This is a genomic window from Kitasatospora sp. NPDC029312, assembly GCF_055569215.1.
Genome location: NZ_JBVHXY010000038.1, coordinates 23,817 through 35,871 on the forward strand (window position 1 = coordinate 23,817; position 12,055 = coordinate 35,871).

13 protein-coding genes and 1 pseudogene are annotated in these 12,055 nt (G+C 70.3%); 5 read left to right on the forward strand and 9 right to left on the reverse strand.

Annotated features, from left to right (window positions below; translation table 11 throughout):
- Positions 1-649: 649 nt before the first annotated feature.
- Genes ACZ4WV_RS26725 through ACZ4WV_RS26735 form a run of 3 tightly spaced genes read right to left on the reverse strand, consistent with a single transcriptional unit; the run spans position 650 to position 1,344 of the window.
- On the reverse strand, positions 650-1,009 hold the full coding sequence (locus tag ACZ4WV_RS26725) for a hypothetical protein (RefSeq protein ID WP_465750953.1): 360 nt from the start codon (positions 1,007-1,009) through the stop codon (positions 650-652).
- Positions 996-1,139, reverse strand: a complete 144-nt coding sequence (locus tag ACZ4WV_RS26730) for a hypothetical protein (RefSeq protein WP_224281150.1) — start codon at positions 1,137-1,139, stop codon at positions 996-998. The genes ACZ4WV_RS26725 and ACZ4WV_RS26730 overlap by 14 nt, the downstream gene beginning before the upstream one ends.
- 19 nt (positions 1,140-1,158) lie before the next feature.
- The gene (locus ACZ4WV_RS26735; RefSeq protein ID WP_224281149.1) at positions 1,159-1,344 is read right to left on the reverse strand and encodes a hypothetical protein; all 186 of its coding nucleotides are present in this window, start codon (positions 1,342-1,344) and stop codon (positions 1,159-1,161) included.
- A gap of 162 nt (positions 1,345-1,506) precedes the next feature.
- Between ACZ4WV_RS26735 and ACZ4WV_RS26740 the strand changes: the two genes are divergently transcribed.
- Positions 1,507-2,262 (forward strand): helix-turn-helix domain-containing protein, encoded by a 756-nt coding sequence (locus ACZ4WV_RS26740; RefSeq protein WP_465750956.1) that lies wholly within the window; start codon positions 1,507-1,509, stop codon positions 2,260-2,262.
- A 359-nt stretch (positions 2,263-2,621) separates the two neighbouring features.
- Here the strand turns inward: ACZ4WV_RS26740 and ACZ4WV_RS26745 are convergent, their stop codons facing one another.
- From ACZ4WV_RS26745 to ACZ4WV_RS26760, 4 genes are all read right to left on the reverse strand, one after another.
- Positions 2,622-3,209, reverse strand: coding sequence for a recombinase family protein (locus ACZ4WV_RS26745; protein WP_465750958.1), 588 nt, complete (start codon positions 3,207-3,209; stop codon positions 2,622-2,624).
- Between the two features lie 544 nt (positions 3,210-3,753).
- On the reverse strand, positions 3,754-4,365 hold the full coding sequence (locus ACZ4WV_RS26750) for an HNH endonuclease (protein ID WP_465750960.1): 612 nt from the start codon (positions 4,363-4,365) through the stop codon (positions 3,754-3,756).
- Positions 4,366-4,930: 565 nt separating this feature from the next.
- Positions 4,931-6,466, reverse strand: coding sequence for a recombinase family protein (locus tag ACZ4WV_RS26755; RefSeq protein WP_465750962.1), 1,536 nt, complete (start codon positions 6,464-6,466; stop codon positions 4,931-4,933).
- Between the two features lie 243 nt (positions 6,467-6,709).
- Positions 6,710-7,219, reverse strand: a complete 510-nt coding sequence (locus tag ACZ4WV_RS26760) for a GNAT family N-acetyltransferase (RefSeq protein ID WP_465750964.1) — start codon at positions 7,217-7,219, stop codon at positions 6,710-6,712.
- 93 nt (positions 7,220-7,312) lie between these two features.
- Here ACZ4WV_RS26760 and ACZ4WV_RS26765 point away from each other — a divergent pair, with 93 nt between their 5' ends.
- Entirely contained in the window at positions 7,313-7,801 is a 489-nt protein-coding gene (locus ACZ4WV_RS26765) for an LURP-one-related/scramblase family protein (RefSeq protein WP_465750965.1), read from the forward strand.
- 22 nt (positions 7,802-7,823) lie between these two features.
- Here ACZ4WV_RS26765 and ACZ4WV_RS26770 read toward each other — a convergent pair whose 3' ends face one another.
- Positions 7,824-8,171, reverse strand: a complete 348-nt coding sequence (locus ACZ4WV_RS26770) for a winged helix-turn-helix transcriptional regulator (protein ID WP_465750967.1) — start codon at positions 8,169-8,171, stop codon at positions 7,824-7,826.
- Between the two features lie 97 nt (positions 8,172-8,268).
- Here ACZ4WV_RS26770 and ACZ4WV_RS26775 point away from each other — a divergent pair.
- A pseudogene (locus tag ACZ4WV_RS26775) lies at positions 8,269-9,167 on the forward strand (NAD(P)-dependent oxidoreductase).
- A 23-nt stretch (positions 9,168-9,190) separates the two neighbouring features.
- Positions 9,191-9,784, forward strand: coding sequence for a GNAT family N-acetyltransferase (locus ACZ4WV_RS26780; RefSeq protein WP_465750969.1), 594 nt, complete (start codon positions 9,191-9,193; stop codon positions 9,782-9,784).
- A gap of 37 nt (positions 9,785-9,821) precedes the next feature.
- Here ACZ4WV_RS26780 and ACZ4WV_RS26785 read toward each other — a convergent pair whose 3' ends face one another.
- A complete protein-coding gene (locus tag ACZ4WV_RS26785) occupies positions 9,822-10,877 on the reverse strand; it encodes an aldo/keto reductase (RefSeq protein ID WP_465750971.1) in 1,056 nt (351 codons plus the stop codon).
- A gap of 172 nt (positions 10,878-11,049) precedes the next feature.
- Between ACZ4WV_RS26785 and ACZ4WV_RS26790 the strand changes: the two genes are divergently transcribed.
- Positions 11,050-12,039 (forward strand): hypothetical protein, encoded by a 990-nt coding sequence (locus tag ACZ4WV_RS26790; protein WP_465750973.1) that lies wholly within the window; start codon positions 11,050-11,052, stop codon positions 12,037-12,039.
- Positions 12,040-12,055 lie beyond the last annotated feature (16 nt).

The following is a 12,055-nucleotide window of genomic DNA, read 5'->3' on the forward strand; positions in this document are numbered from 1 at the left end:
AGCCGGTCACTCCAGGATGCCGAGCTTCCCGAGAACGACGAGGGCGAGTGCCATACACCCACCGAAGATCCCACCTCCGTAGAGGACGACGCCGGGGATCGCGGTTCCCTGCGCGAAGGAAAGGATGCCGCCCACGAGTGCCACGACCAACGAGAACAAGGCAGCGACAGCGACCCAGAGGCTGCGCAGTGTGCGGGACGGCGAGGGGGACTCGGGTTCAGTGCTCATGGGACCTACGGCCTTCCTAGCTGGAAGGGTGGTCCGGATGAGCCGAAGGAAGGGCAGCCTCAACCCGACCACCCTGTATGCGGGGGTCAGAGTTGAGATCTGCCGGCGTCAGAAGCTCAAGTTCGTGCGGTGCTGGAGGACGCTGTAAGGGTATTACCCCCAGCACGATTCAGAGAGGCATGGCGTCCCTGGTCGTCTGGATACCCTCCAGCCGTGGCCCGGCGAGAGTGGCCCACTTGCGCCGTTGGGCTGTCTCAACAAGCAAGGTAGCAGGGCACGTTCGAGCGAGCCAAACACGCAGCACAGGGCAGTTAAGGCCCAGCGGCCCCAGTAGGGTCGTCGTCGGCCGTCTGCGGGGCGTCGTACGGCACCGGGCCGCCCAGGAAGTGTGCCCAGCCAGCAGACAGGAACTCCGGTCCGCTCACTGGCCCAGTTCCTCACGCACCGAGTGCGTGCCATCTCCGGAGAGCGTGGGAACACGGAACTCGGCGAGAACCTGCGAGGCCAAGCCGCACGCGTCCATCACGTACCCGTGCGCGCGGGCGTGCCGGTGAAGCGCCTCAATCCACTGCTGCGCCTGGTACAGGCCCAGGGTGCCCAGGACCAGCCGAGGGCCGTACCCCTGCCCGATGAGTCCGTACGCCGGGCTGAGTCCCTGAGGAACGGGCATCCGGGCGACCCTCAGCGCCGTCTCAAGGAGGTCTGCTGCCTCTTCGGACTGTCGGCGGTGCTGCCGGATCTCGTCCTCGGTCGGCGACGACGGTTGCTCAGGCAGAGACACGGGCCGCCACCACCTTGCACGTGAGTTCGTGGTCCAGACGACGCAGCTCAATCGCGCGCAGCACCGACTGATCCGGGAGTTCGGGCGACTTCGCGAACTCCCTGTCGATCTTGTCGAAGGCAGCGCACACCGCGCACCTTGGCTGGGCATCAGGCGGCGCCACTGGTCACGTCCTCCCACCCCAGCGGGGCGTACTTGAAGGGGTCCGAGGGGCGCCGGTCGTCGTCCGCCTTGGCTTTGCGGTAGTCGGCGCGGCATGCGGCGATCAAGGCCGGGCTGGCGCGCTTGCCGGGCGGTCGGCTGTGCCGATCGGCTTCATGTTCCTCGCGTGTCATCGTCACCGCTCTCCGACTCCGGTCCCGTAATCCCCGACTGCCAGCAGACCGATCGTGCCCCGACCAGGTGAACCATTGCGACGGCGTGAAGGCGTCCCTCCAGCGTCCTGGCAAGACGTCATTTCGGCGTCCTTAGACGACGTTTGGGCATATCTTCTAGTCATGACTACGCCGAATGAGACCCTTCGGGCCGTACGCCTCGGGCTCCGTCTCAGCCAGGACGAGTTCGCGAAGCGGCTGCGGGCAGTCGGGGAGGACCAAGGAGAGCCGAACGACGCCAGCAAGCGCCTGGTGCAGCGCTGGGAGTCAGGGGAGGTGAGATATCCCCGCCCGGTGTACGTTCGGGCCCTTGAGGCTGTCACCAAGATTCCCGTTGACCGCCTCGGCTTCGAGTCGCCACAGTTGCCGCCAAGAGTCAGCGTGGACGGTACGGGAGGGCACGACGTGACCAGTGACGAACCGGGCGTGCCCGTGCAGGCGGTGCCCGCGCCCACGGGTGAGGACTACTCGGGGGTATGGGTCAGCCACTACGAGTTCTACAGCAGCAGCCGGGAGAACACCTTCACCGGCCTGCATCACGTCGTGCTGTCCCAGAACGGAAACCGGATCACGGGGCGATCCCTGCCCGGCGCGTCGTCCAACCCTGACTCGCCGCTGTCATTCGATCTCACTGTTGATCGGAACGTCGTGACGGGTTCCTGGGTGGAACAGACCGCACAGGACGGCTACTACCAGGGGGCCAGGTACCACGGTGCCATTCAGTTGCTGGTCGACCCGACCGGCCGCCGCATGGCCGGCAAGTGGGTCGGCTTCGGCAAGGACTTCGACGTCAACTCCGGACCGTGGGAACTGCGCCTGTTGGACAAGTCCACGGCGGACGACGCCCTGATCCGCTACAGCGTGCCGCCGGAGGCGTAGCCGCCTCAGCGCACACGGGGAAGAGCCTCGGCATCTGACCTCACCAGAGAAGGGGGACGGTGCAGGGGCTCTTGTCGGTAGCGCTGGGGTCAGTCGCAACGCCCATTAACAGGGCTTAGGACCGCCTTGAAGGTGCTTTTCTTTGGCGTTCCTGAAACGAACTCGTCTAGCCCGAAGTCAAGTTAGCGGCTTGGGGCCTGGAAAGGGCATCACACCCAGGACGTGTCTTTCGAGCTGGGACCGGGATCGCCAGCGGCCACACGCCGTGAACTTTCACAACGCCCACGCCCCGGGTGCTGGAGACAGCAAAGAAGCCGCCCGCCCACAGCGGGGCAGACGGCTCACGACGGACGCAGCGGCTACGACTCGGCGTTCTCCAGGTGGCGGTACAGCGTCGCCCGACTGATCCCGAGCGCCTTCGCGATGCTGCTCACACTCTCCCCCTTCGCCCGGCGAGCACGGGCAATGGTCAGCTTGTCCTCACTGATCACGGACGGCCGCCCGCCGGTCCGCCCCTGAGCCTTGGCTGCCTCCAGTCCGGCGCGGGTGCGGTCCTTGATCAGCGACCGCTCGAACTCTGCCATCGCGCCAACCACCTGGAGCATGAGACGGCCGTCCGGAGTGTTCGGGTCGATGCTCGCCAGCGCGCCCGTCAGCACCTTGAAGCCGATCCCGCGCGCCGAGAGAGCGTCCACCATCGTCACGAGGTCGATCAGCGACCGGGCGAAGCGGTCCAGCTTCCACACGCACAAGGTGTCCCCGGGGCGGAGGTAGTCCAGGACGGCCGACAGCTCCGGACGGTCAGTGTTCTTCCCGCTGGCCTTGTCGGTGAAGATCCGGGCACAACCCGCCTCGGTCAGCGCGTCGTGCTGGAGCTGCGCTTCCTGGTCATCGGTGGAGACACGGGCGTAGCCGATCAGGTGGCCGGTGGTCTTGGTCGTCGTCATGTCTCAATCGTCTCAGAACTCGTCTCATAACGCCATGGGCTTCGAGAAAGTTTTGAGACGGGTTTTGAACACCAAATCGGGGCCGCTGCACCCTGCCGAGAGGTCGTCTCGCAAACCATCGTTTCTGAGACGGTCGGCGAGGGTGACCCAACGTCACAGAGACCCCTGTAGCGGTCGACTCGCGCCGGGAGTGCCGGGGGTGGCCACCCGCCCCAGACCCGTATGGACCGGAAGGCCCAGCACCTAACCGGTTGGCGGGGTGCATCGTCGGGGTCATCCCCCTCCCCCTCGCCGCCCCGGAGTGGCCAAAGTGCCCGACTAACCCCTTATTTCCAAACCCCTTAACGCGAGTAAGAAGGAAAGGGGAGAAGCCCAAATTTCCGACACTTTCACCCCTCGCCACTACGAACGGTGAGGATGGGGATGGGGATCGCGACGCACGGTGATGACAGGGCCCCGCGCAAACGCTCCGATCAGCCACGCGAGAGTTTTCCCTCCCTGCCGGTACGGCTTATAGGCGGAGGGGGGTACCCGCCTGGGGCGGTCAGTGCTCAGTCAGCAGTGGTGGAGACCACTCGTCCATCAGCTGATCCTTCTTCGACGAGTTGCACAGCACGCAGACCACCCGCATGTTCGCCACCGTCGAAAGGCCACCCCGCGATATGGGCTCCAGGTGATCAATCACGCCCCCGTCGAGCAGCGGGGCAGAGCAGTGGAAGCACCCGGCGTCCCCATGCGCGGCACGCACCTTCCGTTGCAGCGTGACCCGGCGGGCTACCGTGCGCTGCACCCTCTGGCACGAACTACAAACCCCATCACGGAACTTGAGAATCACTGGCTTCCCGCAACGACGGCACGGCACCGGCTGAGGCTTGGTCCGGGCGCGCTTACGTACGTGCTCAGCGGCACGGCGGCACTGCTCCGAGCAGTAGGACCGGTCATTGTTCGCCGACAGCCCCACGGGATTCGAGCACTTCGGCCCCTGACAGGGCTTCTCGGCAGCCTTCTGGCGCCTGCTCTCCCCCAGCTTCCGGCGCTCCGCCCGACGCGACTCGTCCACCTCTTCGGCACATCGAGCGCAGTACAACGCCCACGCCTCTCGCCCGTGCCGCTGGTCGCAGCGGTGGCAGCGGGGAGCACCAGCAGCAGCACGCACCGCCTCACGCGCGCGACGGGCCGCAACCCGCAACCGGGCCGACTCGACACACAACGCCTCACCGCACGTCGCACGGTCGGGACGGGGACGCGGAGCACCACACTCGGAGCATGTCGCGCGTGACTCATCAAGGGCCGACAAGCGAACCCGCCTTTCCGTTTTTGTTGATCATGAAGCGTCTCGGCGAGGGCGTTGCGGGCCAGCAACCACAAGGGTCAGGGCCACACAGCGGACCGGGGGCAAAGAAGCAAAGCAGCGCAAGGCAGACCCCACCCCCCCCGAACATGGCTTCGTCATACCCCCGACGAAACCGTGACCGAAGTGCAGGCGTCGCACGTGACCCTAACCGGCGCCCCTGACAGCAATCCCGCAGGTCACACACGCTGCCAGGAGCGCTGGACAGCCCACCACCGGATTTCCGGGGCGCAGGCCGGCGAGCGGCGCAGCCAGGCCGGTGCAAGCCGAACGGCTGCGCGGCCGTCTACGGGCACGAAGAAACCCCGCCGGACCACGGGGGGTCAGACGGGGCTACAGGGGCGCCAGAGGGGCGCTCAGGGGCTTGTGGCTACTCCTTGATCTCGGCCCACTTGATGCGGACCCGCTGCTCCGGGACGAAGCGCTTCCCCCGCTCGCCCTTGCTGATGAACACGCCGTCTATGGCCAGGGACAGGCGGTCCCGCTTCTGATCCTGCGTCGAAGCCTTCCAAGCGGGGAGTAGCAACTCGCTGTCCAGCAGTGGGGAGATGTCGACGGCCGGGAACGGGAGGGCCGTGAGGTCGGCGCGCAGGCCGTCGATGCGGCTCTGGAGTCGGGCGGCGAGGCGTTCGTAGCGGTCGAGGGCACCAGGGCGGTCGAACTCGCCACGGACGTAGCGTGCGTCTTCCAGATCGGCCAACCGGGCTTCCTGGTCGGCTATTTCGTCGGCTATGGCGTCCCGCTTGGCAAAGGTTTCGGGGTCTGTCCGCTTCACCCAGCGGTCGGCGATAGCCACCAGCATGGGGTCGTCCGGCTCCAGGGCGGGGAGCAGCGAGAGGAAGCGCTCGGACACGTACTCGTCCACCCGGTCGGCCATGGCGCTGGCTCCGGGGCACTGGTTGCCCGCTCGGCGGGCCATGCACTGGTAGCTGTTGCCGACCTTGTGCATCCGACGACCGCACCCGGGCACGTCGCAGAACACCAGGCTGGTGAGCAGCGCCGTTCCGTTGGGCTTCGGCATCCGCTTGCCTGCGTGGGTGCGAGTCCGGGATTCGAGCTGCCGGATGATCCGCTCGCGCTCGCCGACCGTGATGATCCCCTCGCCGATGCTGACCGTGTCCAGCGTTTCGGGGTCTCGGTAGGGGAACACGCGGCTTGTGAACTTGCGGCTGCCGTCCTCGGCTTCGATGGTTTCCGTCTCGGGCATGAGCCCGGCGAAGGCGGGCGACTTGACCAGGTTCATGATGCTTGCGGCGTTCCACTGGCCGCCCCGCGCTGAGGGGATGTCGTACTCGTTGAGCAGCCGGGCGATCTGGACCAGGGACTTGCCGGCCAGCGCGTCATCTGCGATCAGGCGGGCGTAGACGGCTGTCTCCGGGTCGTGGACCAGCTTCTTGGTGGTGGGGTCGACCAGCAGCCCGTACGGGGGCTGTCCGCCGATCCACTGGCCCTGTCGGCGCAGGTGCCGCTTCGCGTGGGCCACGCGGGTGCCGAGGTTCTTTGACTCGGAGCGGGCGAGTTCGGCGAGCATGGCGACGACCATGCGGGCCGAGTCGTTCGAGGTGTCGAGTCCGTCGACGACGGAGACCAGGCGGCCGCCAGCCTTCTCGATGTCGTCCAGGACCTTGCCCACTTGGCCGATGCCCTTGCGGGACAGCCGGTCGAGCTTCCAGACGATCAGGGTCCCGACGACTCCCGCAGTCACGGAGGCAAGGGCGGAGTCGAAGCCCTTGCGCTCGACGTCCTTGAAGCCGGAGCGCCCCCGGTCGATGTGGACCTTGCGGACCGTCAGGCCGTTGCGTTCGGCCCAGGCGCGGCAGTCGGCTTCCTGCCGTTCGATCGCCGTCTTGCCGTCCCGGTCCAAGGACAGCCGAAGGTACAGGTCACACAGGGTGTGGTGGTGCACGTACGCCCCCTCTGGAGATCCCTACATTGTGTAGGACTTCCAGAAGTCCAAGATGGTGATCTTGCCCCGGAAGTCGGCGAGCGTGAGCTCCTTGCCGCCGGTGTTCAGCCAACCGCCTGCCCCGACCAGCTCGGGAACGCGTACACGTGCACGAGATGCCATGCCTGTATCCAACCCCATGGGTGGCGGCGGGCATTCCGAGGTGGGGCCGGGGGAGGGCGCGGGCTCGGGCGCGGGTTCGGGTTACGGCTGGGGGAGGTCTGTCTGCCAGCGGGTTTCGCCGTCCTGGGTGTGGGGGGTGGGGCGCAGGCCCAGGGCGTGGGCGACGCGGGCGGAGGCGTGGTGGCCGGGGTGGATGTGGGCGAGGACGGTGGTGGTGCCGAGGGTGGTCAGGTGGGCGAGGAGGGTCCGGGCGGCGTCGGTGGCGAGGCCGCGGCCCTGCCAGGGGGTGCCGACCACCCAGGCGAGTTCGGCGGCCCCGGGGCGGACGGTGGTCTGGACGTAGCCGGTCAGGGCGCCGTCGGCGCGCAGCCGCAGGACCCAGTTGCCCCAGTGCTCGGCCGGGTCGGGGGAGCCGGCGGCGAGTCGGGCGCAGCGGGCGCGCAGCTCCTCGGGGGTGGCCGGACGGCCGCCGGTGAAGGTGTGGAGGGCCGGGTCGGCGAGGGCGGTGGCCAGTTCGTCGGCGTGCTCGGGGCCGATCGGCAGGAGGTCGAGGCGCTCGCTGCGCAGCGGGGTGATGAGGGCGGGACGCATGCCGGTATTGAACGCGGATCCGCGCCGGTACTTCCCGCGGGGTGGGGGGTCGGGTCGAATGGGGTCCGACATCCGACGACGGAGGAGACTGTGGTGCGGTACGTGGTCAGGGAGAAGCTGTTCGCGGTCGGCGACGACTACTGGATCGAGGACGAACGGGGGGAGAAGGCCTACCTGGTCGACGGCAAGGTGCTGCGGCTGCGGCACACCTTCGAGCTGAAGGACGCGCACGGGCGGGTGGTCGCAGTGGTGAAGGAGAAGATGCTCACCGTCCGCGACGCGATGAGGATCGAGGACGCCCACGGCGAGACGATCGCGACCGTCCGGGAGAAGCTGTTCACCCCGTTCCGGGACAAGTACCTGGTAGAGCTGGCCTCGGGGGGCGAGCTGAAGATCCACGGCGATCTGATCGACAAGGACTACCGGATCGAGAACGACCACGGCGACGAGCTCGCCCGGATCTCGCGCAAGTGGTTCCGGATCCGCGACACCTACGGGGTGGAGATCGCGGACGGCGCCGACACCGGTCTGCTGCTCGCCGTCGCGGCCTGCGTGGACCACCTGGCGGCGGAGGAGGACTGAGCCCCCGGCGCCCGCGCCCGGGCTACACCGGGTGCGGCGCCCCGCCGAGGACGTGCTCCCGCCCCCAGTCGCCCAGCGGTGACAGGGCCGCGTTGAGCCGTCGCCCCGCCTCGGTCAGCGCGTACTCGACCCGGGGCGGCACCTCCTCGTACGCCTGCCGGTGCACGATGCCGTCCGCCTCCAGCTCGCGCAGGTGGGCGGCCAGCACCTTCTCGGTGATTCCCGGCACCAGGCGGCGCAGCTCGCCGAACCGGCAGTTCGGGCGCTCGCCCAGAGCCCAGAGGATCAGCACCTTCCACTTGCCGCCGATGACGTCCATCGCGGCGTCGACCCCGCAGACGTACGACCCCGGCCTCCGCACCGTCGCCATGCCCACCCCTTCCGACCTCGATGCTCACCCCAGGGTAACCACCCACTCCGAAGTGCGTACTTGATCGTCCACCGGGCCGGCGCGGAGGCTGATCGGCATGGCACCGAACACCGTTGACGAAATCCGCCCGACCCCGCTGACCCCGCTGACCCTGCTCGGCCTCGGCGCGATGGGTACCGCGCTGGCCGGGGCCTGGCTCACCGCCGGGCACCCGCTGACCGTCTGGAACCGCACCTCTGCCAGCGCCGACGCCCTCGCCGTCCGCGGCGCCACCGTCGCCGCGACCGCCGCCGAGGCCGTCGCGGCCAACCGGCTGGTCGTCGTCTGCCTGCTCGACGACGCCTCCGTGGACGAGGCCCTGGCCGACATCGACCTGACCGGCAAGGACCTGGTCAACCTGATCACCAGCACGCCCGATCAGGCCCGGGCCCGCGCCGCCTGGGCCGGGCGCCGCGGCGCCCGTTACCTGGACGGCGGGATCATGGCCGTCCCGCCGATGATCGGCGTCCCGGCGGCCGGGCCGTACGTCTTCTACAGCGGCTCCGCCGAGCTGTTCGAGGAGCACCGGCGACCCTCGCCGCCCCGGCCGGCACCCGGTACGTGGGCGAGGACGCCGGGTACGCGGCGCTGCACGACGTGGCGCTGCTCAGCGCGATGTACGGGATGTTCGCCGGCGTCGCGCACGCCTTCGCCCTGTTCCGCGGCGAGGCCGTCGCACCGGGCGACCTCGCGCCGCTGCTCCGCGACTACGTCACGGCGATGTCCGGGAGCATCGCCACGACCGCCGAGCAACTGGAGAGCGGCGACTACACCAAGGGCGTGGTGTCCAACCTGGCGATGCAGGTCGCGGGCAAGGGCACGCTGCTGCGCACCGCCGAGGAGCAGGGGGTGAGCCCGGAACTGCTGGAGCCCTACTTCCGGCTGATGGAGCGCCGGTTGGAGCTCGGCAGCGGTGAGGAGGACCTGACCGGGGTGATCGACCTGCTGCGGCGGTGAGGAGCGGCCGGTAACGTACCGGCATGGCTGACCTTGAAGAACGCGCCAACGTCGTCGCGTCCGGCTCCCGGTGGAACGGTACGGGGGTGGGCGTGCGACGGCGCCGCGCCGCCGACCTCGCCGACTGCGCCCGGGTGCTGGCCGACGTCCACGCCGTCGACGGCTATCCCGCCGACTGGCCCGAGCGGCCCGCCGCCTGGCTCACCCCCGCCGGCCTGCTGGCCGCCTGGGTGGCCGAGGCGGACGGCCGGCTCACCGGGCACGTCGGGCTCTGCCGCAGCGCCCCGGGCGATGCGGCCCCCGGGCTGTGGAGCCTGCGGACGGGCGGGCGCCCGGAACTGACCGCCGTGATCGGCCGGCTGTACGTCGCCCCGACGGCGCGCGGCCACGGCGCCGGCGCCCATCTGCTGGCGCGCGCCGTGGTGCACGCGCGGGCGCTCGGGCTGCACCCGGTGCTGGACGTGCTCGCTACCGACACCGCCGCCGTGGCCCTCTACCGGCGCCTCGGCTGGACCCCGCTCGGCAGCGGCGAGCAGCGGTGGGCGTCGGGCCGTACTGTCCTGGTCCACTGCTTCGCCGCGCCGAGGGCCGAGCCCGCCCGGGCGGCCGAGCGCTGACCCGCCGGGTGCGTGGAACGCTCCGGACCTTGGGACCTCAGCCCGCCGAGCGCTCGGCGGTCGGGCGGCGGCGCAGGCCCGGCGTGGTGAGGGCCGGCGGCTGCCAGGCGCCGTCGGCCCGGTAGAGGTCCGTGCCGGGCGGGACGATGGCGTCGATCCGGTCCAGCACGGCGTCGTCCAGGACCAGGTCGGCGCCCTTGAGGGCGGACTCGAGCTGCTCCATGGTGCGCGGGCCGATGATCACCGAGGTGACCGCAGGGTGGGCCAGCGGGAAGGCCACGGCCAGCTCGGGCAGGGTGCGGCCGAGCTCCTCGGCGAGCTCGGTGAAGGCCTCGACCGCGTCCAGCTTGGCGGCCGTGGCGGGCAGCGCCGGGTCGAAGCGGCCCGGGTTGAGGGCGGCGCGGCCGCGGCTGAGGTCGATCTCCCGGCCCTTGCGGTAGCGGCCGGTGAGGAAGCCGCCGGCCAGCGGACCCCAGGTCAGCGCGCCCATGCCGAGCCGTTGCACCACCGGCAGCACGTCCCGCTCCACGCCGCGGGCGAGCAGCGAGTACGGCGGCTGCTCGGTGCGGAAGCGCGGCAGGGCCCGGCGCTCGGCGACGTGATGGGCGTCCGTGATCTGCTCGGCAGGGAAGGTCGAGCAGCCGAAGGCCCGGATCTTTCCGGCCCGGACGAGGTCGCCGAGGACGGAGAGGGTCTCCTCGATGTCCGTGGTGTGGTCCGGCCGGTGGATCTGGTAGAGGTCGATCCAGTCGGTGCGCAGTCGGCGCAGGCTCTCCTCGACCTCGCGGACGATCCAGCGCCGGGAGTTGCCGCCGCGGTTGCGGCCCTCGCCCATCGGGAAGTGCGCCTTGGTGGCGAGCACGACGTCGTCCCGGGCGCCACGGGCGGCCAGGGCCTTCCCGACGATCTCCTCCGACTCGCCGGCCGAGTAGATGTCGGCGGTGTCGACGAAGTTGATGCCCCGGTCGAGCGCGGTGTCGATGATCCGGGCGCAGTCGTCGTGGTCCGGGTTGCCGATCGCGCCGAACATCATCGTGCCGAGGCAGTAGGCGCTGACCTCGATGCCGGTGCCGCCGAGGACGCGGTAGCGCATGTCGTACTCCCTGGTGGTGGGTCGGTGATGCGGTGACGGGTCAGAGGCTAGGAGTTGGAGTGCGCTCCAAGGCAAGTGCTGTGCCGGGGTGTCCCGGGATCCCTCGGGAGGGGGAGCCGGATCGTCGTCCCGGCGGAGGCCGGTGCGCGGCGGCGCGGGCGAGCCTGGGGCCATGACGGAGCGAGGGTTGGTCAGCGGCGGTCGAGTGGCGGCGGTTTGGGGGGTCGGCTACGCCGCGTTCGGGGTGGGCTGCGCGCTGAGCGGCACGGAGCTGTGGAGCGCCCGCTGGACGGGGTGGCTGGTCGCCGGGGTGGGGCTGGCGGCGGCCGTGGCCGGGTGGGCGGCCGGGCGGATGCGGTCGGCGCGGTGGGTGACGCGGGTGTTGTGGTCGCTGTGCGGGCTGGCCGTGCTGGCGGCCTGGAGCCTGCTGATGGACGTGGTGACGCTGTTGTTCGGGCAGGGCGTGGACAGCGTCCCGGATGCGGTGCAGAAGGCGCTGGCGGCGGCGGGGGCGCTGCTGCTGGCCGGTGCCGCCCGCTCGCGGCCGCTCGCGGCCGGGGCGCCGACGGCCGCGGCGCCGATGGCTCGGGCATCGACGGCTGGGGCGCCGGAGAACTCCGGGGAGTCGGCTCCGGCGGCCGTCCAACTCGCCGCCTGGGCGGGGAGCCTGGCCTTCGTGCCGTACGTGGTGATGAAGCTGGTCTGGGCGTTCGGCGGCACCTTCGCCGGGGTCAGCGGCGACGAGATGTACGCCGGCTACGTGCACAACGGCTCCTCCGGGATCTGGCTGACCCTGGAGTCCTGGGGACTGGACGGCACCGCGCTGCTGGCGGCGATCGGGGTGTTCCTGCTGTGGGGGCTGGTCCGGCCATGGGGGCGGGTCTTCCCGCGCTGGACACTGCCGCTGCGCGGCCGCCGGGTGCCCCGCTGGCTGCCGCTCACCCCGGCGCTGCTGGGCGCGGCCACGCTGGCGCCGTACGGGCTGGTCGGGATCGGCTACCTGGCGCTGTGCAGCGCGGGAGTGATCGGCATCCGGCGGGGCGAGTTCGCGACGACCGCGCAGACGCTCCAGGTGGCGTGGGTGGGGGCCGGTGCCTTCGCCGGGTACGGGGCGGCGCTGGCGGTGGCGGCCCGCTGGTACTGGCGGCGGACCGGCGGCTGACCGACGGCCCCGGAGG

Coding starts and splice junctions, on each gene's coding strand:
- ACZ4WV_RS26735 (WP_224281149.1), bottom strand. CDS start 1,344: ATGACACGCGAGGAACATGAAGCCGATCGGCACAGCCGACCGCCCGGC.
- ACZ4WV_RS26740 (WP_465750956.1), top strand. CDS start 1,507: ATGACTACGCCGAATGAGACCCTTCGGGCCGTACGCCTCGGGCTCCGT.
- ACZ4WV_RS26745 (WP_465750958.1), bottom strand. CDS start 3,209: ATGACGACGACCAAGACCACCGGCCACCTGATCGGCTACGCCCGTGTC.
- ACZ4WV_RS26760 (WP_465750964.1), bottom strand. CDS start 7,219: ATGCGTCCCGCCCTCATCACCCCGCTGCGCAGCGAGCGCCTCGACCTC.
- ACZ4WV_RS26770 (WP_465750967.1), bottom strand. CDS start 8,171: ATGGCGACGGTGCGGAGGCCGGGGTCGTACGTCTGCGGGGTCGACGCC.
- ACZ4WV_RS26780 (WP_465750969.1), top strand. CDS start 9,191: ATGGCTGACCTTGAAGAACGCGCCAACGTCGTCGCGTCCGGCTCCCGG.
- ACZ4WV_RS26785 (WP_465750971.1), bottom strand. CDS start 10,877: ATGCGCTACCGCGTCCTCGGCGGCACCGGCATCGAGGTCAGCGCCTAC.
- ACZ4WV_RS26790 (WP_465750973.1), top strand. CDS start 11,050: ATGACGGAGCGAGGGTTGGTCAGCGGCGGTCGAGTGGCGGCGGTTTGG.